Origin of the sequence: Hymenobacter sp. DG25B (genome assembly GCF_000801315.1) — a bacterium.
Taxonomy (GTDB): domain Bacteria; phylum Bacteroidota; class Bacteroidia; order Cytophagales; family Hymenobacteraceae; genus Hymenobacter.
The window spans coordinates 1,062,906-1,084,550 of sequence record NZ_CP010054.1 but is presented as its reverse complement, the minus strand read 5'-3'; the positions used below and the strand labels follow the sequence as shown (position 1 = coordinate 1,084,550).

25 protein-coding genes and 1 pseudogene are annotated in these 21,645 nt (G+C 55.7%); 20 read left to right on the top strand and 6 right to left on the bottom strand.

What is annotated here, in order from left to right; all coding sequences use genetic code 11:
• The first annotated feature begins 95 nt into the window (after nt 1–95).
• From PK28_RS04680 to PK28_RS04665, 4 genes are all read left to right on the top strand, one after another.
• Complete coding sequence (locus PK28_RS04680; protein ID WP_044511918.1) at nt 96–719, top strand: YIP1 family protein; 624 nt, start codon at nt 96–98, stop codon at nt 717–719.
• A 31-nt stretch (nt 720–750) separates the two neighbouring features.
• Nucleotides 751–1,125 (top strand): PH domain-containing protein, encoded by a 375-nt coding sequence (locus PK28_RS04675; protein WP_044511915.1) that lies wholly within the window; start codon nt 751–753, stop codon nt 1,123–1,125.
• A 68-nt stretch (nt 1,126–1,193) separates the two neighbouring features.
• Nucleotides 1,194–1,568, top strand: a complete 375-nt coding sequence (locus PK28_RS04670; RefSeq protein WP_044511913.1) for a hypothetical protein — start codon at nt 1,194–1,196, stop codon at nt 1,566–1,568.
• Nucleotides 1,569–1,645: 77 nt separating this feature from the next.
• The gene (locus tag PK28_RS04665; protein ID WP_044511911.1) at nt 1,646–2,296 is read left to right on the top strand and encodes a beta/alpha barrel domain-containing protein; all 651 of its coding nucleotides are present in this window, start codon (nt 1,646–1,648) and stop codon (nt 2,294–2,296) included.
• Between the two features lie 268 nt (nt 2,297–2,564).
• On the opposite strand, the gene PK28_RS04660 is transcribed toward PK28_RS04665, so the two are convergent.
• A complete protein-coding gene (locus PK28_RS04660; RefSeq protein WP_044511908.1) occupies nt 2,565–3,941 on the bottom strand; it encodes an NAD(P)/FAD-dependent oxidoreductase in 1,377 nt (458 codons plus the stop codon).
• Between the two features lie 211 nt (nt 3,942–4,152).
• Nucleotides 4,153–4,833 (bottom strand): carboxypeptidase-like regulatory domain-containing protein, encoded by a 681-nt coding sequence (locus PK28_RS04655; protein WP_048825593.1) that lies wholly within the window; start codon nt 4,831–4,833, stop codon nt 4,153–4,155.
• A 111-nt stretch (nt 4,834–4,944) separates the two neighbouring features.
• Here PK28_RS04655 and PK28_RS04650 point away from each other — a divergent pair, with 111 nt between their 5' ends.
• The 5 genes from PK28_RS04650 to pruA all read left to right on the top strand — a co-directional run bounded on the left by PK28_RS04650 (nt 4,945) and on the right by pruA (nt 9,003).
• The gene (locus PK28_RS04650) at nt 4,945–5,340 is read left to right on the top strand and encodes a metalloregulator ArsR/SmtB family transcription factor (RefSeq protein ID WP_044511904.1); all 396 of its coding nucleotides are present in this window, start codon (nt 4,945–4,947) and stop codon (nt 5,338–5,340) included.
• A 43-nt stretch (nt 5,341–5,383) separates the two neighbouring features.
• Nucleotides 5,384–5,701: a (2Fe-2S) ferredoxin domain-containing protein gene (locus PK28_RS04645; RefSeq protein WP_044511902.1), complete on the top strand. Its 318-nt coding sequence runs from the start codon at nt 5,384–5,386 to the stop codon at nt 5,699–5,701.
• 146 nt (nt 5,702–5,847) lie between these two features.
• Nucleotides 5,848–6,546 (top strand): YjjG family noncanonical pyrimidine nucleotidase, encoded by a 699-nt coding sequence (locus PK28_RS04640; protein ID WP_044511899.1) that lies wholly within the window; start codon nt 5,848–5,850, stop codon nt 6,544–6,546.
• 58 nt (nt 6,547–6,604) lie between these two features.
• A complete protein-coding gene (locus PK28_RS04635) occupies nt 6,605–7,153 on the top strand; it encodes a nucleoside/nucleotide kinase family protein (RefSeq protein WP_044511897.1) in 549 nt (182 codons plus the stop codon).
• 182 nt (nt 7,154–7,335) lie between these two features.
• On the top strand, nt 7,336–9,003 hold the full coding sequence (gene pruA, locus PK28_RS04630) for an L-glutamate gamma-semialdehyde dehydrogenase (protein ID WP_044511895.1): 1,668 nt from the start codon (nt 7,336–7,338) through the stop codon (nt 9,001–9,003).
• A gap of 531 nt (nt 9,004–9,534) precedes the next feature.
• Here the strand turns inward: pruA and PK28_RS04625 are convergent.
• Nucleotides 9,535–10,149, bottom strand: coding sequence for a Uma2 family endonuclease (locus tag PK28_RS04625; protein WP_044511893.1), 615 nt, complete (start codon nt 10,147–10,149; stop codon nt 9,535–9,537).
• 131 nt (nt 10,150–10,280) lie between these two features.
• On the opposite strand from PK28_RS04625, the gene PK28_RS04620 reads away from it, so the two are divergent.
• From PK28_RS04620 to PK28_RS04570, 11 genes and pseudogenes are all read left to right on the top strand, one after another.
• A complete protein-coding gene (locus PK28_RS04620; protein ID WP_044511890.1) occupies nt 10,281–10,673 on the top strand; it encodes an NADH-quinone oxidoreductase subunit A in 393 nt (130 codons plus the stop codon).
• 69 nt (nt 10,674–10,742) lie between these two features.
• Nucleotides 10,743–11,297 carry an NADH-quinone oxidoreductase subunit B gene (locus PK28_RS04615; RefSeq protein ID WP_044511887.1) on the top strand — a complete coding sequence of 185 codons (555 nt, stop codon included), beginning with the start codon at nt 10,743–10,745 and terminating at the stop codon, nt 11,295–11,297.
• Between the two features lie 75 nt (nt 11,298–11,372).
• The gene (locus PK28_RS04610) at nt 11,373–11,939 is read left to right on the top strand and encodes an NADH-quinone oxidoreductase subunit C (protein WP_082016961.1); all 567 of its coding nucleotides are present in this window, start codon (nt 11,373–11,375) and stop codon (nt 11,937–11,939) included.
• A 96-nt stretch (nt 11,940–12,035) separates the two neighbouring features.
• Nucleotides 12,036–13,226: an NADH dehydrogenase (quinone) subunit D gene (gene nuoD / locus PK28_RS04605; protein ID WP_044516265.1), complete on the top strand. Its 1,191-nt coding sequence runs from the start codon at nt 12,036–12,038 to the stop codon at nt 13,224–13,226.
• A gap of 22 nt (nt 13,227–13,248) precedes the next feature.
• A complete protein-coding gene (locus PK28_RS04600) occupies nt 13,249–13,824 on the top strand; it encodes an NADH-quinone oxidoreductase subunit NuoE family protein (protein ID WP_044511885.1) in 576 nt (191 codons plus the stop codon).
• A 126-nt stretch (nt 13,825–13,950) separates the two neighbouring features.
• Entirely contained in the window at nt 13,951–15,291 is a 1,341-nt protein-coding gene (nuoF, locus tag PK28_RS04595) for an NADH-quinone oxidoreductase subunit NuoF (protein WP_044511882.1), read from the top strand.
• Nucleotides 15,292–15,421: 130 nt separating this feature from the next.
• Nucleotides 15,422–16,428: pseudogene (locus tag PK28_RS04590) on the top strand (NADH-quinone oxidoreductase subunit G).
• 61 nt (nt 16,429–16,489) lie between these two features.
• On the top strand, nt 16,490–17,569 hold the full coding sequence (nuoH, locus tag PK28_RS04585) for an NADH-quinone oxidoreductase subunit NuoH (protein WP_052430518.1): 1,080 nt from the start codon (nt 16,490–16,492) through the stop codon (nt 17,567–17,569).
• Between the two features lie 144 nt (nt 17,570–17,713).
• Complete coding sequence (locus PK28_RS04580; protein WP_044511880.1) at nt 17,714–18,277, top strand: NuoI/complex I 23 kDa subunit family protein; 564 nt, start codon at nt 17,714–17,716, stop codon at nt 18,275–18,277.
• 100 nt (nt 18,278–18,377) lie between these two features.
• Nucleotides 18,378–18,887, top strand: a complete 510-nt coding sequence (locus PK28_RS04575; RefSeq protein WP_044511878.1) for an NADH-quinone oxidoreductase subunit J family protein — start codon at nt 18,378–18,380, stop codon at nt 18,885–18,887.
• A gap of 86 nt (nt 18,888–18,973) precedes the next feature.
• The gene (locus PK28_RS04570) at nt 18,974–19,744 is read left to right on the top strand and encodes a DUF4262 domain-containing protein (RefSeq protein ID WP_044511876.1); all 771 of its coding nucleotides are present in this window, start codon (nt 18,974–18,976) and stop codon (nt 19,742–19,744) included.
• Between the two features lie 41 nt (nt 19,745–19,785).
• Here PK28_RS04570 and PK28_RS04565 read toward each other — a convergent pair whose 3' ends face one another.
• The 3 genes from PK28_RS04565 to PK28_RS04555 all read right to left on the bottom strand — a co-directional run bounded on the left by PK28_RS04565 (nt 19,786) and on the right by PK28_RS04555 (nt 21,478).
• Nucleotides 19,786–20,169: a hypothetical protein gene (locus PK28_RS04565; RefSeq protein ID WP_044511874.1), complete on the bottom strand. Its 384-nt coding sequence runs from the start codon at nt 20,167–20,169 to the stop codon at nt 19,786–19,788.
• Nucleotides 20,170–20,228: 59 nt separating this feature from the next.
• Nucleotides 20,229–20,837, bottom strand: coding sequence for an RNA polymerase sigma factor (locus PK28_RS04560; RefSeq protein ID WP_197070478.1), 609 nt, complete (start codon nt 20,835–20,837; stop codon nt 20,229–20,231).
• Nucleotides 20,838–21,013: 176 nt separating this feature from the next.
• Nucleotides 21,014–21,478, bottom strand: a complete 465-nt coding sequence (locus PK28_RS04555) for a MaoC family dehydratase (RefSeq protein ID WP_044511870.1) — start codon at nt 21,476–21,478, stop codon at nt 21,014–21,016.
• Nucleotides 21,479–21,645: the final 167 nt, after the last annotated feature.

Genomic DNA, 21,645 nt, shown 5'->3' with positions numbered 1-21,645 from the left:
TAAAAGGCCTTTCATATTGGGCTGAATTCAGGTCCTACGCTACTTTATTTGTACTAGATTTACAGCAGCTACTCTTCTAAAAGCATATAGCACTCATGGAATCTATAGAAGTCCGGAAAATCAATCCACTAACACAGATTTGGTTTAAACCAAAGCACACGCTACAGTACATCCTGCAATATTCTCCGGAGAAATATGTTCCTGTTTTATTATGCCTTGGGGGTATTGACAGAGCTATTGATCGGGCTTCGCTGAAAGATATGGGCGATAAAATGTCGACCCCATCAGTACTGTTTTCAGCTATTCTGGCTGGGGGTTTGTTTGGCTGGCTTTCCTATTATCTCTATGCATGGCTGTTGAGCGTTACCGGGAAATGGCTCAATGGCCAGGCCACTTTGTCTGTGCTTAAAACAGTACTTGCGTGGTCACTCCTTCCCGCTATTTTTTCGCTTGTGCTGGTAGTACCGGCACTGGCAATATTTGGGGATGATGTATTTAAAAGCCAACTGGTACATCAATCCATTTCCTACCAAATCATGTGGGTTTTCTATGGCCTATGCGAAGTCGTTTTGGGTATCTGGACCTTGGTTATTTTGGTTCAGGGGATATCCCTGGTTCAAGGATTTACAATGGGAAGATCAATTCTGAATCTGGTTCTTCCTGCCCTTGTGATTTTAGCACCTTTTGTGTTGCTGGCCGTACTCTTCAGGGCATTTTAGTATTTCACTTACCTATTAACACCCGTTTCACATGGGACTACTCGACGGCTTACTCGGAAATGCATCGGAGAAAGATGCGCAGGAACTACAGAATGAACTGACAAAGGTGCTGGCCTCTACCGAGCGGGTGGAGCGGGCCTACGTGCTTATCCGGGACCAACTTGTATTTACCAACAAGCGCCTGATTATGGTAGACAAGCAGGGCATAACGGGCAAGAAAGCGGAGCTGCTAAGCATCCCCTACCGCAGCATCACCCAGTTCAGCATGGAAACTACCGGGCACTTTGATATTGAATCGGAGCTGAAAATCTGGGTGCGCGGGCAGACGGAGCCCATTCTCAAAACCTTCCGCGACGATAAAAGCATCCATGACGTGTACCGGGCCCTGAGCGAGTATGCGTTGTAGCTCGTATGCCTGCAACCATTTTAGCGGGTCCGGGCTCCTTGCAGCATATCCCCTAGCCTCCCCGTTTTATGCATAGGTTATTTCTGGCCACGGTAGCCAGCTTATTGGCGCTGAGCCTGATCAGTAGCTGCAAGGAAGAAAACGTTAATCTGCAGCTGGATTGTGCCCGCGGCCGGGTAATTGGCCGGAGTTGTAATGGCCTGCTCATTCAGCTGCTGGAGGAAACCACGGTAGGCCAGAGCATTACGTATCAGGACACGGTATATACCAACGTATTCGGCACTTACTCCCCGCTTGCTGATACTCTGAAGGCCGGTGACACCTTCGTTTTCAGTCTGCAATCAGCTACCGATGCAGATGCGGCGGCTCGTCCGTGTCAGGCTATTTATCAGAGTTACGATGTTCCCCAACTCACCGTGGGGCCTGCCAAATGTCAGAAATAGCCGTACGCAGGGCTGGTTACCGGGCCCTGCTGCTTAGCGAATAAGGAAGCGGGCCTGACTTGTTATTGCATTTACTTATGGCCCGATTTACCCGCTCCTTTACCATCGCGCAAGCGCAAAGCACCCCGCTGATTCCCGTTTTCTACCACGCCGAAGCCGGGTATGCCCGCCAGGTATTGCAGGCCTGCTACGAGGGCGGTGTCCGGCTGTTTGAGTTTACCAACCGCGGGCCCAACGCCTTTGCCATCTTCGCGGATCTACAGCGCTTTGTTGAAGCCGAATACCCCGATCTGCTCCTGGGGGCCGGTACCATTTTCACGGCCGAAGAAGCCGAGCGGTTCATTCAGGCCGGGGCCGATTTCATCATCCAACCCATCATCAACGCGGAAGTAGCAGCCGTGTGCCAGCGCCACGACCTGGCCTGGCTGCCCGGCGCCATGACGCTGAACGAGGTTTACCAGGCACAACAGCTGGGCGCGGCCCTGGTGAAACTGTTTCCGGCGGCCCTGCTTACCCCGGCATACCTGAAAGCCCTGCGCGGCTCTATGCCCATAATGCCTATCATGGCTACGGGCGGCATTCAGCCTACCGTGCCGGTACTCACAGAATGGCGGGAAGCCGGCGCCACCTGCGTCGGCATCGACACCCGCCTGCTCCTCACGGATAGCCCGGTGGCTCTTACGGCGCAGGTAGCCACCTTAATGCAGGTCCTGATTTCTGCAACTTAGCTGCACAAAAACAGGCCGTCCTGTCGAGCAAAGCCGAGACATCTCGCGTGCTGATGTTGTTAGGAAACGAACGAATAAAACAAAGAACGTCATGCTGAGCGGAGTCGAAGCATCTTGGTAGTGTAGTAAACTCTTACGAAGCGGTAGAGATGCTTCGACAAGCTCAGCATGACAGTTACCATGGCAACATCAGCACGCGAGATGTCTCGGCTTTGCTCGACAGGACGGCCTTATTTATTGGGCAAGCCTGGCGTTATAACCATGCTATCTACCCCGCCGGGGTTTGGATGGCGGGCGGGGTGGGAATATACTCCGCGGTGGCGGTCTGGTGCTCTGCGGCTTTTTTGCCCCGGTCGTCTTTCACGTCGCGGCGGCTGAAGGGCCGGATAATGAGGCGCAGAGCCTGGTCGGAGTTGAAGTAGCTGAAGGCCCAGTCAATAAAGGCTACGATTTTATTACGGAAGCCCACCAAGGTCATCAGGTGCACAAATAGCCAGGTAAGCCAGCCAAAGAAGCCATTGAAGTGCACGTCCTTGGGCAGGTCTACCACGGCTTTATTGCGGCTTACAATGGCCATTACGCCTTTGTTCAGGTATTTAAAGTTCTCGGGCGTTTGTCCCTGCAGAATGCGCACCAGGTTTTTAGCCAGCAATTCGGCCTGCTGCTGGGCCACAGGCGCCAGCATGGGCAGGCCGCGGGGCATTTCCTCCGTCACCATATTGGCCACGTCGCCAATAGCAAAGACATTCTCGAAGCCCTCCACGCGGTTCCACTGGTTCACATTGATGCGCTTGTTGCGGGCCACAATTTCGGGCGGCAGGCCGGGTATGGCGGCGCCGTTCACCCCGGCCGCCCAAATCAGGTTTTCGGTAGGAATAAACTCAGTATCCGAATAATAAGCGCGGCAGTTTTCGTAGCGCTTAATAGCCGTGTTCAGCCGCACCTGCACGCCCAGGTCCTGCATGTAGCGCAAGGCATCCTCCTGCGACTTTTTAGACATGGGTCCCAGTAGTTCGGCACCGGCTTCTACCAGAATAATCTGCATCTGGCGCAAATCCAGCTCGGGGTAGTCTTTGGGCAGCACGTGCTTGCGCATCTCGGCCAGAGACCCGCTGATTTCCACGCCCGTAGGGCCGCCGCCCACCACCACAATATTCATCAGGGCCTGGCGCTCCTCGGGGTTTTCCGTGAGCAAGGCTTTTTCAAAATTCTGGAAGATAAAGCTGCGCAGATTCAGGGCATTGGGAATGCTCTTGATTTGCATGGCATTGCGCTCCAGGCTCTCAATACCAAAGAAATTGGTGAGCGAGCCGGTGGCCAGCACCAGGTAGTCGTAGCGAATGTCGCCGATGTGGGTCACCACCGTATTGCGCTCGGGCTCTACGCGCTGCACATCGGCCATGCGGTAGAAGAAATTCTCCTGACCCGCAAATATTTTCCGGATGGGATAGGCAATGCTATCAGCCTCCAGAGCACCAGTTGCTACCTGATAGAGCAGGGGCTGGAAATTATGATAGTTATTACGATCGATAACCACCACCTGCACGGGAGCATGGCGCAATTCTTTGGCCAGGCGCAGGCCGGCAAAGCCACAACCCACAATCACTACCCGCGGATTTTTAGAAACCGGAAGGTTGGTATCCATAAAGCACAAATACAGTTAGAACAAACACTGGCTTTACCGGGAAAACGCTTCGGGGGTTGCCTGGTATCAAATCAAGAACGTCATGCTGAGCGTAGTCGAAGCATCTCGCTAGTGTGGTAAATGGTTAGCACCACAACCTCAGCACGCGAGATGCTTCGACTACGCTCAGCATGACGTTCTATATTTATCAGGCTCCTATCAGGCCCGCCGCTTAATAATCGACGCCTTCTTTCTTCTTGAACTCACCATCTTTCACCTGTTTAATGAGCTGCAGCCAGCTGAAGGGATTGAGGAGCGGGTTGTTGGCCTGCACCGAGGGGCCGATACCCATGCGCCGGTCGCGCTCAAACTGCTGCTGCTGCATGGTTTGGCGATAGTTGCCCATGCTGGTAACGGGGGCATTGTTGAAAATGCGCTTCATGATTTCCTCGTTGAGGTTTTCAGCAGTGCGGGAGCCCCGCTCGGTAGGCAGGCGCAGGGCCAGGAAAGCCTTTTTAAAGTCCCGCTCCGTCACGTAGGGGAAAATGCGCACCTCCGGCAGCATGGTGGCATCTTCCTTCAGCTGCACAATAACGGAGTAGCTCTGGCGCGGGTAGTCGGGCGGAATAACCACCCACTGGTTGCGGTAGCCCAGGGAGCGAATCACGATACTATCACCGGCCAGCACGGGCAGGGAGAAGTAGCCGTAGGCATTGGTGGCGGTGCCGCGCCCGGCCTGGGGCACCATCACAGTAGCGCCGGGCACGCCCAGCAGGGAGTCGCCGGTGGCTACAATACCCGTAAACTGCACCACGCGCCGCTGGCCCTGGGCCTGCACGGTTGATGAGCAAGTGGCCCACACCAGCAGCACCAGCGCCGTGAAAAGGAATTTATATCGAACTACAACAGACATACAAGGCATTACAGACTACAAGTATACGGTGGATTTGGGGGGAGCCGGCCGGTTTAGCGTAAATTTGTGGCGCCCCCGGCCACTGGTTCTTCCCTGCTGCTTTTACAAAAGATGCGCCTAAAACACTTTACCGTTGCATTTGGCCTCCCAATATTTAAAGCCCTGGGCGACGAAAGCCGCGTCCGCATCCTGCATTTGCTCTGGCGCAACCAGGAAATGTGCATTTCCGACCTGGAACAGGTGTTGGACTTCACTCAAACTAAGACATCCCGTCAATTATTGTTTTTAAAAAATGCGGGGCTCGTCAGCTTCCGACGCCTCGATAACTGGGTGTTTTACTACCTCAAGGACGAGGTGCTGGAGCTGATGCAGCAACTGCTGGGCTACCTGGAGCGCGACGCCCAGCTGCTCCACGACCAGCAGGTGTACCAAACGCTGTGGTCTAACCGGGAGCTGGCCGCGTATAAGCTGCAAAACCGCCGCTGGACGGGCGCTCCGCCTGCATAAACTGGCCGGCGCGCGGCTTCCTCTGGCTCTCCCCTTTCCTGCCATGCTGCTCGATCATCACGTATTCGTCTGTACCAACCAGAAAAATGAAATTGGCCGGGACGTGGCCAAAGCGCTGAAAACCGAGCTGAAAAAGCAAGGTCTGAAAAACCTGCTGGCGGGTGGGGAAAAGCGCCGGAACCGCGTGCAGACCTGCAACTGCCTGGACCAGTGCAAGCATTGCAAAAAAGGCCCCGGCGCCGCCCTGGTTATTTATCCGGAGGGCACCTTCTACGGCGACGTAAAGCCCAAAGACGCCGCCGAAATCGTGCAGAAACACTTAGGCGAAGGCCAGGTTATCAAACGGTTATTAATTGACTGATTGCCCGTCATGTCGAGCGAAGGCGAGACATCTCGCGTGCTGACGTTGCCAAACTAATTACCACACTAGCGAGATGTCTCGCCTTCGCTCGACATGACGGGCTTTTTGCCTCATTTCTTCGTTACATCATTACCTCATCATCCGCTTTGAAATCCTACCGCCACCTCTTCTTCGACCTCGACCATACGCTCTGGGACTTCGAAACCAACGCCGACGAAACGCTGCGCCATCTGTATGACCATCATGATCTGGCGCGCTACGGCACGTTTTCAGTAGACCAATTCATTCAGGTGTATTCCGATATCAACCACGGCTTGTGGCGCCTGTACCAGAACAACAAAATCACGCAGCAGCAGCTGCGCGCCACCCGCTTCCCGCGCACCTTCGTGAAGCTGGGCCTCACGGAGGCGGACTCCCCGGCCGGTATCTCTGAGCAGTTCACGGATATCCTGCCCAAGAAGTCGGCGGTGTTTCCCTACACCTACGAGGTGCTGGACTACCTGCGCGACAAAGGCTACGAGCTACACCTGATTACCAACGGCTTCAAGGATATTCAGTACATCAAGCTGAATGCCTCCCGCCTGACGGACTATTTCCAGGAAATAGTCACCTCGGAGTGCTGCGGCCACCTCAAGCCCGACACACGCATCTTCCAGCACGCCCTGGAGCGCACCGGCGCCACTACTGCTGAGAGTATCATGATTGGCGACAACCTGGAGTGCGACATGCTGGGCGCCTACAATGCCGGCATCGACCAAGTGTATTTTAACCCTGAAAAGCGCCGGCACTTCAACCAGGTAACCTACGAAATCAGCTGCCTGAGCGAGCTGCGCACAATCCTGTAACCACGCTTTTCCCGGCAAGGGCTAACTATTGCCCCGTTCCTCCCGACCTTTGCCCGCTATGGTACACCTCATTGGCCTCTCGGGGAAGCGTGGCAGCGGCAAAGACACCGTGGCGCACCTCATTCAACTACTGCAGCCCGAGCGCAACTGGCAAATTATGTCCTTCGGTGATGCTATTAAGGCCGTGTGCGCCACGCTGGCCGGCGAAAGCACCGCGCCCTACTATACCCAAACCGGCAAAACTGAGCTGCTGCCGGCCTTTGGCCGCACCCGCGGCGAGATGCTGCAGCAGGTGGGCGCCGCCCTGCGCGCCTGGGACTATGAAATCTGGGTAAAGGCCTTTTTCGCCCGCCTGCCTAAAGACCAGTTTGTCATCATTCCTGATGTGCGCTTCCCCAACGAAGCCCAGCCCATTCTGGACCGGGGCGGCATTATGCTGCGCGTGGAAGGCGACCCACTCCACCAGCAAGGCGACGGCACCCGCGACGACTCGCACCCCAGCGAAACGGTGATGGATACGTATGACCAGTTTACGGCGGTGCTGCACAACACCGCCTCCCGCCAGGAGTTAGAGCAGCAGGTGCGGGCCTTGCTTAAAAAATTGTAAAAAACTGTCATCCTGAGGCGGCAGCCGAAGGACCTTCTCAAGTTAGAACGAATCGTTGTTACGAGAGTCGTGCTTTGGTGAGAAGGTCCTTCGGCTGCCGCCTCAGGATGACACATAGTATTCTTCTACCTTTGCTCCGCCCACCCATACATTAAATCTGCAACCCAAAACCAGTAACCGCTATGGCCAACGGCTTTTTTAACGTTCCCACCCCGATTAATGAGCCTGTAAAAGGCTACGCGCCCAACTCGCCGGAGCGCCTGGAGCTGCTCAAGACTCTGAAAGAGCTGAAGCAGCAGCAGCGCGACATTCCCATGCACATTGGTGGCAAGGAAATCCGCACGGGCAAAACCAAGAACATTACCCCGCCCCACGACCACCAGCACGTGCTGGGCCAGTTTCATGAGGGCGACAAAACCCACGTAGGCCAGGCCATTGAAGCCGCTCTGGCTGCCCGCGCCCACTGGGCCGAAATGCCCTGGGAGCACCGTGCCGCCATCTTCCTGAAAGCCGCCGATTTGCTAGCCGGCCCTTACCGCGCCCGCCTAAACGCGGCTACCATGCTGGGTCAAAGCAAAAACGCTTTCCAGGCTGAAATTGACGCTGCTTGCGAGTTGATCGACTTTTTCCGCTTCAACGTGCACTTCATGCAGCAGATCTACCAGCAGCAGCCGGAGAGCCTGCCTGGTATGTGGAACCGCCTGGAGCACCGCCCGCTGGAAGGCTTCGTGTTTGCCCTCACTCCTTTCAACTTCACTTCCATTGCCGGCAACCTGCCTACTTCGGTAGCCATGATGGGCAACGTGGTGGTATGGAAGCCCGCCAACACCCAGATTTACTCAGCCCAGGTGCTGATGGAGCTGTTCAAGGAAGCCGGCGTGCCGGATGGCGTTATCAACCTGGTGTATGTGGATGGCCCCACCGCTGGTGATGTTATCTTCTCGCATCCCGATTTTGCTGGTATCCACTTCACCGGCTCCACCGGCGTATTCCAGAACATCTGGAAAACCATCGGGCAGAATATTCACCTCTACAAGAGCTACCCCCGCATTGTGGGCGAAACCGGCGGCAAGGATTTCATCCTGGCCCATCACTCGGCGCACCCGCGCCAGGTAGCTACGGCCATCAGCCGCGGTGCTTTTGAATATCAGGGCCAGAAGTGCTCGGCCGCTTCCCGTGTGTACATCCCCAGCAACATGTGGGATGAGGTGAAAGGCTACCTGCAGGAAGATCTGAAGTCGTTCAAAATGGGCGATGTGGAGGATTTCTCCAACTTCATCAACGCCGTTATCGACGAGAAGTCGTTCGATAAGCTGGCCAAGTACATCGACGGTGCCAAGGCTGATGATTCGGCCGAAATCATTGCAGGCGGCAACTACGACAAGTCGAAAGGCTACTTCATTGAGCCCACAATTATCGTGACCAAGAACCCGCAGTATATCACCATGTGCGAGGAGCTGTTCGGCCCCGTGCTCACACTGTACGTGTATGATTCGCAGGAATTCGAGAAGACGCTGGATCTGGTAGACGGCACCTCGCCCTACGCCCTCACCGGCGCCATCTTCTCCCAGGACCGCTACGCCATTGATCTGGCCTCGAAGCGCCTGGTGCACGCCGCTGGCAACTTCTACATCAACGACAAGCCCACCGGTGCCGTGGTAGGCCAGCAGCCCTTCGGCGGTGCCCGCGCCTCCGGCACCAACGACAAGGCCGGCTCCATGCTGAACCTGCTCCGCTGGGTATCGCCGCGCGCCATCAAGGAAACCTTCGTGCCGCCGGTAGATTACCGCTACCCCTTCCTGGGCGTGGACAACCACGAGGACCTGAACGTAGCGAAAGGCGGCTTTTAAGCTGTTTGCTTTTCTTATAGAAAAAGCCGCTCTGGGTTACTGGGGCGGCTTTCTTGTTCACCTATCCTTTTAACTTGCTTTATGTTACGCTGCTTTTTGGTTGCAAGTCTGCTATTTCTCACGTCACTATGTTATGGTCAGGCATTCCATTGGCCTGCCAGCTATGCTGTAAAAGTCCCACATTCAGTATATCTACAATTAAAGTATCAAGCCCAAGTGAAGGAGAATTGGGGTGTCGTTCCTGACCGATTCACGTATCTGCCTGTATTCAATGTATTACACCCTAAGCAGCGTGAATTCACGGACGGCATTTACTACTACAGCTGTAGTGTGCATGATCAAGGCAGGCTTTTCATTTATAGAAAAGGCAAAACAACTTTTCTACGTAACACCTCTACTGTCACAATTTTAACGGACTACAATAATTTCATAAGATCTAATTCTTTATCAGAGCAAACTCAAGTCGAGTATCTAAGTGCAATATCTTCTTTCCTAAAATTCTTACAGGAGTAGAGTTGTTTCTGTATTTTTCTATTTATTGGATTGATTCTCAGCCGGTGGCTGCGCCCGCATCGGCGTAATGTCTATTTCATCATAAATATCCTGCACCCGCAGCGTGCTGGCCAGCTCCGAGATTTCCAGCGTGTCCGTCAGCTCCCCTAGCGGGGTGAAGGACCACACACCACTTTCCTCGCGCCGAAACCACTCTACCAGGCAGGTGTGCTGGGAAACCAGCAGGTAGTGCTGCAAAGAAGGGAGTTGTTTGTACTGATTGAATTTCCAGCTCCGGTCGTGGTCGGCGGTGGAGGGCGAGAGGATTTCAATGATGAGTACCGGATGGCGCATGGTACGCTGCTCGTTCACGTCCTCCGGGTGGCAGGTTACCAGTACATCAGGGTACGTGTAGTAGCGGCCATCCTGTACCGCAAGCTGCATTCCTTCGTCATAGACTTTGCAGCCTCGCCCCCGCAAGGCAGCACGCAGGCTAATGACGCAGTTCTGCCGGATAGTATGGTGCGTGGCCGAAGCCCCCGATATAGCATACACCTCCCCCTCATAAAACTCGTGCCGCTGCTCTGAAACTTCTTCCAGCGCCTGGTACTCTTCTACGGTATAGCGCCGTGGTGGGGATTGAAGATGTGCCATATTACAACTGCTGATTTGCCCAAATATACGCCATTCCCTACCCTGCCTGCCATAACCTTTGTTCCCAACCCTCCAAGCCCTACCTTTGCCCTCCAATGCCGTTCCCGAACGGCCTTTTCCCGTTGCTGCTTATGCTTCTTGCTGTAACCTCCAATTACCAGCCCTCTGACTTTCTGCCGATTATCGTGCAGTTTGTGTTGGCCATAGCCTTCGTGGCTTTTTCCATGATTGCCTCTCACCTCATCGGTCCGCGCCGCAAGAGTCGCGTGAAGGATGAAGCCTTTGAGTGCGGTATCGAATCGGTGGGCAATGCGCGCACGCCTATTTCGGTGAAGTACTTTCTCACAGCCATTCTGTTTGTGCTGTTTGATGTGGAAGTCATCTTCATGTACCCCTGGGCCGTGAACTTCCGGGAGCTGGGCAAAACCGGCTTCTACGAAATGATTGTATTCCTGGCTTTGCTGATGGCGGGCTTTGCCTACGTTATCAAAAAAGGCGTCCTGCGCTGGAACGAAGCCCGTTAGTAGCAACCTTTAGCCCGCCTGCAGTGTTGGCTATGCGGGGTTTCCCGCTTTCTAAACTGACCTTTCCTCATGGATAATAGAGTTCCTGAAATCAAAACCGTAGAGGCCCCTGAGGGCGTTGAAGGTGCCGGCTTCTTTGCTACCTCGCTGGAGAAAGTAGTGGGTATTGCCCGCGCCAACTCGCTCTGGCCTCTGCCCTTTGCCACCTCGTGTTGCGGTATCGAGTTCATGGCTACCATGGGCTCACACTACGATATTTCCCGCTTCGGCTCGGAGCGTCCTTCGTTCTCGCCCCGGCAGGCCGACCTGCTGATGGTGATGGGCACCATTGCCAAGAAGATGGCTCCCATTGTAAAGCAGGTATATGAGCAAATGGCCGAGCCCCGCTGGGTGCTGGCTATGGGTGCCTGCGCCTCCTCGGGTGGCATTTTCGATAGCTACTCCGTGCTGCAGGGCATCGACCGGATTATTCCGGTGGACGTGTACGTGCCCGGCTGCCCACCCCGCCCCGAGCAGGTGCTGGATGGCCTGATGCGTGTGCAGGATCTGGCCAAAAACGAATCAATGCGTCGCCGCAACTCGCCCGAGTATCAGGCCCTGCTGGCGTCTTATAATATTAAGTAGGAAACCAGTTGCGAGGAGCGGGAAGCACATTCCTGATCCTCGTTACACTTCTCTCCTCTAGCTTCTTCCACCAGAATGGCTGAACAGAACGAAGAATCCCCCGCTGCCCAGGAAACTGCCGCGGCACTGGACCCGGCCGCGCAGAAAAACGCGCAGCTGCTGGCTTTGCTGCACCGCTTGTTCGGGGCCGATGCCTTTACCGATGTAGAGGAGCCCTACGGCATGCTGACGGTGACCACCACGCGTGAGCGGATTCACGACATCATTGCCGGTCTGCAGCAGGATCAGGAATTGCAGCTCAACTTTCTCACCACCATGTGCGGCATGCACTGGCCGGAGCGCGAAGGCGAGGAGCTGGGCATGGTGTACATGCTGCACAGCCTGGTACACAACATCCGTCTGCGTCTGAAGATTTTCTTCCCCATTGCCGACCCGGTGGTGCCCACCATGACGGTCCTCTACGGCACGGCCAACTGGATGGAGCGCGAGGCTTATGACTTCTACGGCATTCTGTTCCCCGGCCATCCTAACCTCATTCGCATCCTCAACGTGGAGGACATGGACTACTACCCCATGCGCAAGGAGTACGCGCTGGAAGATGGTACCCGCGAAGACAAAACTGACCTTTTCTTCGGCCGCTAGGCCCCTGATACCTTTATCATGGCAGTAAACGACACGCTGGAAGGCACCCATAAAATTGTAGAGTCGGCGAAGGAGCAGGACCACCGCATCAACCCGATGCACCCGGCCGTCAACGACTTCAACCAGGAGCTGACCACGCTGAACCTGGGCCCCACGCACCCCGCTACCCACGGCATCTTCCAGAATATTCTGCAGATGGACGGGGAGCGTATTATTTCGGGCGTGCCCACCATCGGCTACATCCACCGCGCCTTCGAAAAGATTGCCGAGCGCCGGCCCTTCTACCAGATTACGCCCCTGACGGACCGCATGAACTACTGTTCGTCGCCCATCAACAACATGGGCTGGCACATGACTGTAGAGAAGCTGTTGGGCGTTACGGTGCCCACCCGCGCCCAGTACATGCGCGTAATTGTGATGGAGCTGGCGCGTATCACCGACCACCTAATTTGTAACTCCATTCTGGGCGTGGATACCGGCGCTTTCACGGGCTTCCTGTATGTGTTTCAGGAGCGCGAGAAGGTGTATGAGATTTACGAGGAAATCTGCGGCGCCCGCCTCACTACCAATATGGGCCGCGTGGGCGGCATGGAGCGTGACTTTACGCCGGTTGCCCTGCAAAAGCTGCGCGACTGGCTGAAGACCTTCCCGGCCGTAATGCGCGAGTTTGAGAAGATGTTCAACCGCAACCGCATCTTCATGGACCGCACTCAGAACGTGGGCGGTATCACGGCGGAAAAGGCGCTGAATTACGGCTTCACGGGCCCCAACCTGCGCGCCGCCGGCGTCGACTACGACGTGCGGGTGATGAACCCCTACTCCTCTTATCAGGATTTCGACTTTGAAATTCCGGTGGGCACCAATGGCGACACCTACGACCGTTTCCTGGTGCGCAACGAGGAAATCTGGCAGAGCCTGCGAATTATTAATCAGGCCCTGGAAAACCTGCCCGAAGGCCCCTTCCACGCCGATGCCCCGCATTACTACCTGCCGCCCAAGCAGGCCGTGTACCAGAATATGGAGGCCCTCATCTACCACTTCAAAATCATTATGGGTGAGATTGAAGCGCCGGTGGGTGAAGTGTACCACTCCGTGGAAGGCGGTAACGGCGAGCTGGGCTTCTACCTCGTTTCCGACGGGGGCCGCACGCCCTACCGCCTGCATTTCCGCCGCCCTTGCTTTATCTACTACCAGGCTTACCCCGAAATGGTGGTGGGCTCAACCCTCTCCGACGCCATCGTGACCCTGTCCTCGATGAACGTTATTGCCGGAGAGCTGGACGCGTAGTTTTTTGCTGAATTTGACTGATATGGAACCGACTACTGCGCCCGCTAAGCCGCAATTTTCTGAAGCTGCGAAGGCCGAAATTGCGCGCATCTGCAAGCAATATCCTGAAGAGCGCCGCAAGTCGGCCCTGCTACCTGTGCTGCACATTGCCCAAGCAGAATTTGGCGGCTGGGTAAGCCCCGAAGTACAGGACCTGGTGGCCGAAGTACTGGGCCTGGCTCCGATTGAGGTATACGAGGTGTCGACGTTCTACACCATGTTCAACCTGAAGCCGGTAGGCAAGCACGTGCTGGAAATTTGCCGCACGGGTCCCTGCATGCTGCGCGGCTCCGATGAGCTGACCGCTCACCTGGAGCGCATCACCGGTGCTAAAGTAGGTGGCGCCCCGTCAGAAGACGGTTTGTTTACCCTAAAAGAAGTGGAGTGCCTAGCCGCCTGCGGCTTTGCTCCCATTGTGCAGGTGCGCGAGAAATATTACGAGCAGCTGGACACACAGGAAGCCGTGGATGCTATGCTCTCGGAGCTGCGCAACCAGGTACACCGCCCGGCGCTGCCGTGGGAAGAAACTGGCCTCCCGAACGCGCTGGCCAATAATTAGGCTGTTGGCTGTTAGCTTTTAGCTGATAGCCTTTCTGCCTGAGTAACTTTGTTCGTCAGGTTTATTCTGACAGCCTACTTACCCTAGCTAACAGCCATCAGCCAATAGCTAACAGCTTCAAGACCAATGGGACGCAAACTGCTGACCGAACATATTAACGTTGAAGGCATCGAAACCCTGGAGGTATACCGCAAGCATGGCGGGTACCGCTCGGTGGAGAAGGCCATCAAAACCATGACGCCTGAGGAGGTGGTGGAAGAAGTGAAGAAGTCGGGCCTGCGGGGCCGCGGCGGCGCTGGCTTCCCCACGGGCATGAAGTGGAGCTTCCTGGCCAAGCCCGAGGGCGTGCCGCGCTACCTGGTCTGCAACGCCGACGAATCGGAGCCGGGCACCTTCAAGGACCGCCAGCTGATGTCGAAGCTGCCGCACCTGCTCATCGAGGGCATGATTACGAGCTCCTACGCGCTGGGTGCCAACACCTCGTACATCTACATCCGCGGCGAGTTGTTGTACGTGCTGCGTATCCTGGAAAAAGCCATTGCCGAAGCTTACGCGGCCGGTTACCTGGGCAAGAACATCCTCGGCTCAGGCTACGATCTGGACCTGTACGTGCACCCCGGTGGCGGCGCCTACATCTGCGGTGAGGAAACGGCGCTGCTGGAATCCCTGGAAGGCAAGCGTGGCAACCCGCGCAACAAGCCCCCATTCCCGGCGGTGCAGGGCCTGTACGCCCGCCCCACGGTGGTGAACAACGTGGAGTCCATTGCCGCCGTGCCGGTGATTGTGAACGAGGGCGGTGAGGAGTACGCTAAAATCGGGATTGGCCGGAGCACCGGTACCAAGCTGATTTCGGCCTGCGGCCACCTCAACAAGCCCGGTATCTACGAAATTGAGCTGGGTCTGCCCGTTGAAGAATTCATCTATTCCGATGAGTACTGCGGCGGCATCTGGAAAGGCCGGGAGCTGAAGGCGGTAGTAGCCGGTGGCTCTTCCGTACCGATTCTGCCCAAAGAGCTGATCCTGAAAACGGCCGCCGGTGAAAACCGCCTGATGACCTACGAGTCACTCTCGGATGGTGGTTTCGTGACGGGCACTATGCTGGGCTCCGGTGGCTTTATTGCCATGGACGAGACGACCTGCATTGTGCGCAACACCTGGAACTTCTCCCGCTTCTACCACCACGAGTCGTGCGGGCAATGCTCGCCCTGCCGTGAGGGTACGGGCTGGCTGGAAAAAGTACTCCACCGCCTGGAGTACGGGCACGGCCGCATGGAAGACATCGACCTGCTGGTGAGTGTAGCCAAGCAAATTGAAGGCAACACCATTTGCCCGCTGGGCGAAGCGGCTGCCTGGCCGGTAGCCGCCGCCGTGCGCCACTTCCGCCACGAGTTTGAATGGCACGTGACCAACGCCAAAGAAGCCGTGCAGCCCGGCGCGGTCTTCCCCGGCAAAGCAGTGCTGGTTTAAAATTGAACGTCATGCTGAGCTTGTGGAAGCAACTCGCCCGGCATCGTTAGCTTACTAATCATACGTCACCACGCGAGATGCTTCCACAAGCTCAGCATGACCGGCGTACTTTTAATGTGCGATACCCCCAATGGCTAAAATAACCTTCGACGGCATCGAGGTGGAAGTTCCGGACGGAACCACCATCCTCAACGCAGCCCGCCAGATTGGCGGCAGCATTGTGCCCCGGCCATGTGCTACTACACGCCCCTGAAAGGCTCGGGCGGCAAGTGCCGCGCCTGCCTGGTGCGCGTAGCCGCTGGCTCGGCCAAGGACCCGCGCCCCATGCCCAAGCTGGTGGCCTCGTGCGTTACGCCCGTGCAGGATGGGATGATAGTGGAAAACACTACGTCTGAACAGGTGATGGACGTGCGCAAAGGCATTGTGGAAATGCTGCTCATCAACCACCCGCTGGACTGCCCCGTGTGCGACCAGGCCGGCGAGTGCGACCTGCAGAACTTCGCCTACGAGCATGGCGTGAGCACCACCCGCTACGTAGAGGAGCGCCGCACCTTCGAGAAAATCGACATTGGCCCGCTGATTCAGCTGCACATGACGCGCTGCATCCTGTGCTACCGCTGCGTGTACACTGCCGACCAGCTAACCGACAAGCGCGTGCACGGCGTACTGGGCCGCGGCGACGCCGCTGAAATCGGCACCTACATCGAGAACATCATCGACAACGACTTCTCCGGCAACGTCATCGACGTATGCCCGGTGGGCGCCCTGACCGATAAAACCTTCCGCTTTAAGCAGCGCGTGTGGTTCACGAAGCCCGTGAATGCGCACCGCGACTGTGAGAACGAGAAGTGCGGCGGCCGCGTGGTACTCTGGTACAAAGGCAAAGACGTGCTCCGCGTAACGGCCCGCAAGGACGAGTACGGCGAGGTAAAGGAGTGGATCTGCAATACCTGTCGCTTCGACAAAAAGGAAACTGCTGACTGGACTATCGAAGGCCCGGCTCACATCGACCGTTCTTCGGTAATTTCGGCCAACCACTATGAGCTGCCGGTGGTAAACCCGCAGGTTATTGCCGATTTGCCCGAAAGCTCTATTCGTGATTTGGAGCAGAATCCGCCCATGAAACTGGGTAACTAAGCTGAGTATATACGGTTCTGCCACCCTCTTCAAAGGGTGATTTTAAGCAAGAAACTCTCCCATGATAGAAATACCAACCCTGGGCTGGCAATCCATCGTCATCTTCGTTGTATTCGCGCTTTCGCTGCTGATTGCTACGTATTGCACTTATGCTGAGCGGGTCATTGCCGCGTTTCTGCAGGACCGCGTAGGCCCGGACCGTGCCGGCCCCTATGGCCTGGCCCAACCCCTGGCCGATGCCGTGAAGATGTTCACGAAGGAAGAATTCTTCCCCGGCGGTGCCAATAAGGCCCTGTTCATCTTCGGCCCCTGCCTGGCCATGACTACGGCTCTGATGTCGTCGGCGGTTATTCCGTTCGGCAACAACGTGAGCTTCGGCAACAACCTTTTCTTCCTGCAGGGTATCGAGGTGAACATCGGCATGCTGTGGATTTTCGGCGTGGTTTCGCTGGGCGTGTATGGTGTGATGATTGGCGGCTGGGCCTCCAACAACAAATTCTCGCTGCTAGGCGCTATCCGGGCGGCCTCGCAGAACATTAGCTACGAGCTGGCCATGGGCATGTCGCTGATTGCGGTGCTGATGATTTCCGGCACCTTGTCGTTGCGCGAAATCACCCTGCAGCAGTCCATTGCCGGCGAGTGGCACTTCTGGAACATCGTAAAGCAGCCTTTGGGCTTTATCATCTTCCTGGTGTGCGCTTTCGCGGAAACCAACCGTACGCCTTTTGACTTGCCCGAGTGCGAAACGGAGCTGGTAGGCGGCTATCACACGGAGTATTCTTCCATGAAGCTGGGCCTGTACCTTTTCTCGGAGTACGTGAACATCTTTGTGGTGTCGGCCGTGATGAGCGTGCTGTACTTCGGCGGCTTCAACTTCCCCTTCCAGTACGAGCTGCGCGACTGGCTGGTGAGCAACCACGACTGGACGCTGGCTTCGGCTCAGAACCTGATTACCTTCCTGGGCACAGCGGGTCTGTTCCTGAAGATCTTCGCCTTCATCTTCTTCTTCATGTGGATTCGCTGGACCCTCCCGCGCTTCCGCTACGACCAACTGATGCGCCTGGGCTGGACTATGCTCATCCCACTGGCCGTGATAAACATCCTCATCACCGGCGGGCTCATCCTGTTCGGCGTGATTTAGTACCTTCAAGTACCCGCGTCTGTCATGCAGAGCGCAGCGAAGCATCTCGCGTGCTGACGTTGCAGAAGTATACCACACTAGCGAGATGCTTCGCTGCGCTCTGCATGACAGCCAAATATTCTGACAGTTTTCGCAACTGATTATATGCAACTCACCAACCGAGCCAAGATACTGGAGAAAAAGCCGATGACGCTGGCCGAGCGGGCCTACCTGCCGGCTATTTTTCAGGGGCTGAGCATTACGATGCGGCACTTTTTCATGAAGAAGGCCACCATCCGCTACCCCGAAGAAACGCGCCCCTTCTCCCCCATCTTCCGCGGCCTGCACGTGCTCAAGCGCGATGAGCAGGGCCGGGAACGGTGCACCGCCTGCGGCCTCTGCGCCGTAGCCTGTCCCGCCGAAGCCATTACCATGGTAGCCGGCGAGCGGAAAAAAGGCGAGGAAGGCCTCTACCGCGAGGAGAAGTACGCCATCAGCTACGAAATCAACATGCTGCGGTGCATTTTCTGCGGCCTCTGCGAAGAAGCCTGCCCGAAAGCCGCCGTGTATCTCCAGCCCGATAAGATGGCCCCGCCCCGCTATGAGCGCGACGAGTTCATCTACGGCAAAGACCGGCTGGTTGAGCCTGTGTCGCCAGATGCCCGCTCTATCCGCGGCATTCAGCTGACGCCGGAGCAGGCCGAGGCGCTTCGCGCCAAGCTGGTGTAGAGTGTAGCGCGAAGCTCCAGCTTCGCGTGGCAGTCGCGCCGATTCAACGATTATCGTTCAACGATACGCGAAGCTGGAGCTTCGCGCTACTTCTTTCGAAATGTCTCCACTTTTTCTCTTCCTGGCTTTTGTGGCGCTGCTGAGCGCGCTGGGCGTGGTGTTTGCCAAGAACCCGGTGCACAGCGTGCTGTTTCTGATTCTGACGTTCTTTGCGCTGTCGGGGCACTACCTGCTGCTGAACGCGCAGTTTCTGGCGGCCGTGAACATCATTGTGTACGCCGGCGCTATTATGGTGCTGTTCCTGTTCGTGATTATGTTCCTGAATCTGAACGTGGACACGGAGCCGCACAAGCCGGCGCTGGCGAAAATTGCCGCTGCCGTAGCCGGTGGCTCGCTGCTGCTCATCATGGTAGCAGCCATGAAAGACGTGCAGCCTGCGGGTTATGATGCCGCTACCTTCAACTCCCAGATTGGCATGGTAGATAAGCTGGGCATGGTACTCTATACCCAATACCTGCTGCCGTTTGAGTTGGCCTCGGTGCTGTTCCTTGTGGCTATGGTTGGCGCTGTAATGCTGGGCAAGCGCGAACTGGGCGAGCGGAATTTTTAATTAGGAGGTTCACATTAAATAGAAAGCGGCGTCTGATGTATCAGGCGCCGCTTTTTCTATATTTAACCAATACAGTTTTAACCCAAATGTCTACAGACGAGCACGAACTACACAATCAGGAAGCAGAAGATTCAATCAAGCGAATAATCAAAGAACATGGTTGGTACGTTGCCTTATTTGAAGCTGATACCGCGACTCCCGCTTTTGCTTATACAATTGGACTATGGAAGAATTTTAACCACCCAGAAATCATTGTTTTTGGTTTGCCCACAGACACTATGCACTGGATGTTAAATGATGCTGCCGAGCTTATCCAAAAGGAAAATCCAATTACGGTTAATGCTGACAACTACAATATTCTGAGTGAGGGCCCTGTTCAGTTTAGGCCTGTAGAATCCAGCAATATCCCTGACTACTTTGGTTATGCACGCTGGTTTTATGAGTACGGAGATTTTCCAGCAGTACAGCTAGTATGGCCTGATAACCAAGCTCGATTTCCATGGAATGAGGGCTTCGATGAGAGGTACGAGTTTGACCAACCAGTACTTGATAGGAAACTTGATTTCAAGTTTTTTGAACCCAGAAATGTGGCAACGTTTGTTGCTCGTCAGATCTTTTCTGAGGGCAGACCTATATTATATGTTTGTCACGATGACGATGATGGCAGCTGGCAATTTTTAACTGGCGACTCTGTTACAACTGATGACTGTATGATAGTTGCACTAGAAGAAGTCGTAAAGCATGATTTAACAATAAACGAGCTGTTCAACATGCCAACAGGTCAATATGCTACTAGACAGTTTGTAGGCGACCAATGGATTCGCGAATCTATGAACAATAACGACGAAGCAGAGTAAATGAAAAGCGCCAACTGATTCCTTAGTCGCCGCTTTTTAGTTTACTGGGCCTGGGAAGCAGACTTAGGTTGCTCTGCCGGCATGCGCATCCACGGCGGGCCGCAGCTGGTGCGCATCTTCTGGCGGAATTTCTCCCGTTCTTCTTCCGTCATGCCCTGCATGCGGTTTTCCATTTTGTTGCGCCAGTGTTCCTGGGCGCGGGCTTTCCAAGTGGCGCCTCCACCACCTTTGTGAAAACCGCCGAACAGGATGCGGCTCAGAATCAGCAGACCCAAGGCCTGCGCGAAGGAAAGAAGTGGCAGACCAAAGATGGCCGGCATCAGCCAGTTCCAGAGGCTCATCACCACAAAGCCAGCCAGCGCCACAAATAGCGCGGCAAAGAGGATAAATTTTAGGCCGCGAAGCAGCCAGAAGGAGCGGTTCATATATCGTTTGATGAGGGGTGCGAGAAGGGAGTAGTACGGCCGAAAAATCGTCGGCTTAGTTAATCCGTGAACAGGTCGGTGTAGAGGTCCTGTAGTTTGGTGCGCAGTTGTTGCACGGCGTAGTGCTTGCGCGAAATGAGGGTTTTGAGCGGCACGCCGGTTTCTTCTTCCATCTGCCGGAAGGTTTTACCTTCGAATTCGTGCCACACAAATACCTGGCGCTGGGCGGGCGGAAGCTCATCCAGGGCATCCAGAATAGCTTCCATGATGGCCTCGCGGGCCAGGGCAGTTTCGGTGGAGGAGTCGGCGGCGGGCAGCACGTCGGCCAGCAGCAGGGATTCTTCCGCGTCCTGAGTGGCGTGGTAGGCGGCGGCTTCTTCCAGGGAAGAGGTTTTGGGGCGGCGGTACCGGTCGATGATTTTGTTGCGGGCCACGCGGAACAGCCAGGCTGCCACCTGCTCTACCGGCTTCACCATGCGGTAGCTCTGCACCAACTCGTAGAACACGTCCTGCAGAACGTCTTCGGCATCGGCCTCATCGGGAATGCGCCGGCGGATGAACGACAGCAGCCGGCCGCGCTGCGCGCGCACGGCCTCCTGTATCTGCTGATCCTGGTGCCCGGCCGTCATGAAAGAGGCGTCGTCGATGTTGAGAGGTAGTGTTGCCATTCTGCTGATACAGACGGGCAGAGCCAGAAGATACTTTACTGGTAGCAGAAAATTTCTGGGCAGATATAAGCGGTCATTCCGAACGGGGCGAGGAATCCGGATATAAACCGTTGCGTAGGTTTATCCGGATTCCTCGCCCCGCTCGGAATGGCAGGTTCTAAACGGGAGATAACCGCTTACAGGAAGTGGTACAGAAACGTAATAACGCCTGTGTAGGCGGGTTTCTTGTTGCCTTCGATTTCCATCGTTACACCGATGTTGGCTTTAGCTATACCGCGCAAATCTTTCACGGCCAAAAGCTTGGCGTGCAAACGAACTGGCGTATTCACCAGCACAGCCTGGTTGAAGCGGAAGCTTTCGATTTCGTAGTTCACCTGCATCTTCAGGTTTTCTACCTGCACCAGCTGGTTCCAGAAGTAAGGCAGCAACGACAGCGTGAGGTAGCCGTGGGCAATGGTGCCCCCGAAAGGCGACTCAGCGGCGGCACGCACCGGGTCAGTATGAATCCACTGGAAATCGAGCGTGGCAGCGGCAAACTGGTTGATTTGCTCCTGCGTGATGGTATGCCAGGGCGTGATACCGAGGTCCTGGCCCTCATACTGTTGCAGCTCAGCTAAGCTGCTAATCGTAATGCTACTCATGGTGGTGGTTGTGGTGAATGGCGCACCTAAGGTAAGGTTCTTTCCCGCACGTTTTTCAGGTAGAAGCTCCCCTGGTGCCTTCTATCCGGTACGAGAACTAAACCCAGAATGGCCGGCCGGTATTCAGCTCAAATAAAAAAGGCGGCCCCAGGAGGAGCCGCCTTTTT

Excerpts from the sequence above, each read along its gene's own strand:
- PK28_RS04680 (WP_044511918.1), top strand. The coding sequence starts at position 96 with ATGGAATCTATAGAAGTCCGGAAAATCAATCCACTAACACAGATTTGG.
- PK28_RS04675 (WP_044511915.1), top strand. The coding sequence starts at position 751 with ATGGGACTACTCGACGGCTTACTCGGAAATGCATCGGAGAAAGATGCG.
- PK28_RS04670 (WP_044511913.1), top strand. The coding sequence starts at position 1,194 with ATGCATAGGTTATTTCTGGCCACGGTAGCCAGCTTATTGGCGCTGAGC.
- PK28_RS04665 (WP_044511911.1), top strand. The coding sequence starts at position 1,646 with ATGGCCCGATTTACCCGCTCCTTTACCATCGCGCAAGCGCAAAGCACC.
- PK28_RS04660 (WP_044511908.1), bottom strand. The coding sequence starts at position 3,941 with ATGGATACCAACCTTCCGGTTTCTAAAAATCCGCGGGTAGTGATTGTG.
- PK28_RS04655 (WP_048825593.1), bottom strand. The coding sequence starts at position 4,833 with ATGTCTGTTGTAGTTCGATATAAATTCCTTTTCACGGCGCTGGTGCTG.
- PK28_RS04650 (WP_044511904.1), top strand. The coding sequence starts at position 4,945 with ATGCGCCTAAAACACTTTACCGTTGCATTTGGCCTCCCAATATTTAAA.
- PK28_RS04645 (WP_044511902.1), top strand. The coding sequence starts at position 5,384 with ATGCTGCTCGATCATCACGTATTCGTCTGTACCAACCAGAAAAATGAA.
- PK28_RS04635 (WP_044511897.1), top strand. The coding sequence starts at position 6,605 with ATGGTACACCTCATTGGCCTCTCGGGGAAGCGTGGCAGCGGCAAAGAC.
- pruA (WP_044511895.1), top strand. The coding sequence starts at position 7,336 with ATGGCCAACGGCTTTTTTAACGTTCCCACCCCGATTAATGAGCCTGTA.
- PK28_RS04625 (WP_044511893.1), bottom strand. The coding sequence starts at position 10,149 with ATGGCACATCTTCAATCCCCACCACGGCGCTATACCGTAGAAGAGTAC.
- PK28_RS04620 (WP_044511890.1), top strand. The coding sequence starts at position 10,281 with ATGCTTCTTGCTGTAACCTCCAATTACCAGCCCTCTGACTTTCTGCCG.
- PK28_RS04615 (WP_044511887.1), top strand. The coding sequence starts at position 10,743 with ATGGATAATAGAGTTCCTGAAATCAAAACCGTAGAGGCCCCTGAGGGC.
- PK28_RS04610 (WP_082016961.1), top strand. The coding sequence starts at position 11,373 with ATGGCTGAACAGAACGAAGAATCCCCCGCTGCCCAGGAAACTGCCGCG.
- nuoD (WP_044516265.1), top strand. The coding sequence starts at position 12,036 with ATGCACCCGGCCGTCAACGACTTCAACCAGGAGCTGACCACGCTGAAC.
- PK28_RS04600 (WP_044511885.1), top strand. The coding sequence starts at position 13,249 with ATGGAACCGACTACTGCGCCCGCTAAGCCGCAATTTTCTGAAGCTGCG.
- nuoF (WP_044511882.1), top strand. The coding sequence starts at position 13,951 with ATGGGACGCAAACTGCTGACCGAACATATTAACGTTGAAGGCATCGAA.
- nuoH (WP_052430518.1), top strand. The coding sequence starts at position 16,490 with ATGATAGAAATACCAACCCTGGGCTGGCAATCCATCGTCATCTTCGTT.
- PK28_RS04580 (WP_044511880.1), top strand. The coding sequence starts at position 17,714 with ATGCAACTCACCAACCGAGCCAAGATACTGGAGAAAAAGCCGATGACG.
- PK28_RS04575 (WP_044511878.1), top strand. The coding sequence starts at position 18,378 with ATGTCTCCACTTTTTCTCTTCCTGGCTTTTGTGGCGCTGCTGAGCGCG.
- PK28_RS04570 (WP_044511876.1), top strand. The coding sequence starts at position 18,974 with ATGTCTACAGACGAGCACGAACTACACAATCAGGAAGCAGAAGATTCA.
- PK28_RS04565 (WP_044511874.1), bottom strand. The coding sequence starts at position 20,169 with ATGAACCGCTCCTTCTGGCTGCTTCGCGGCCTAAAATTTATCCTCTTT.
- PK28_RS04560 (WP_197070478.1), bottom strand. The coding sequence starts at position 20,837 with ATGGCAACACTACCTCTCAACATCGACGACGCCTCTTTCATGACGGCC.
- PK28_RS04555 (WP_044511870.1), bottom strand. The coding sequence starts at position 21,478 with ATGAGTAGCATTACGATTAGCAGCTTAGCTGAGCTGCAACAGTATGAG.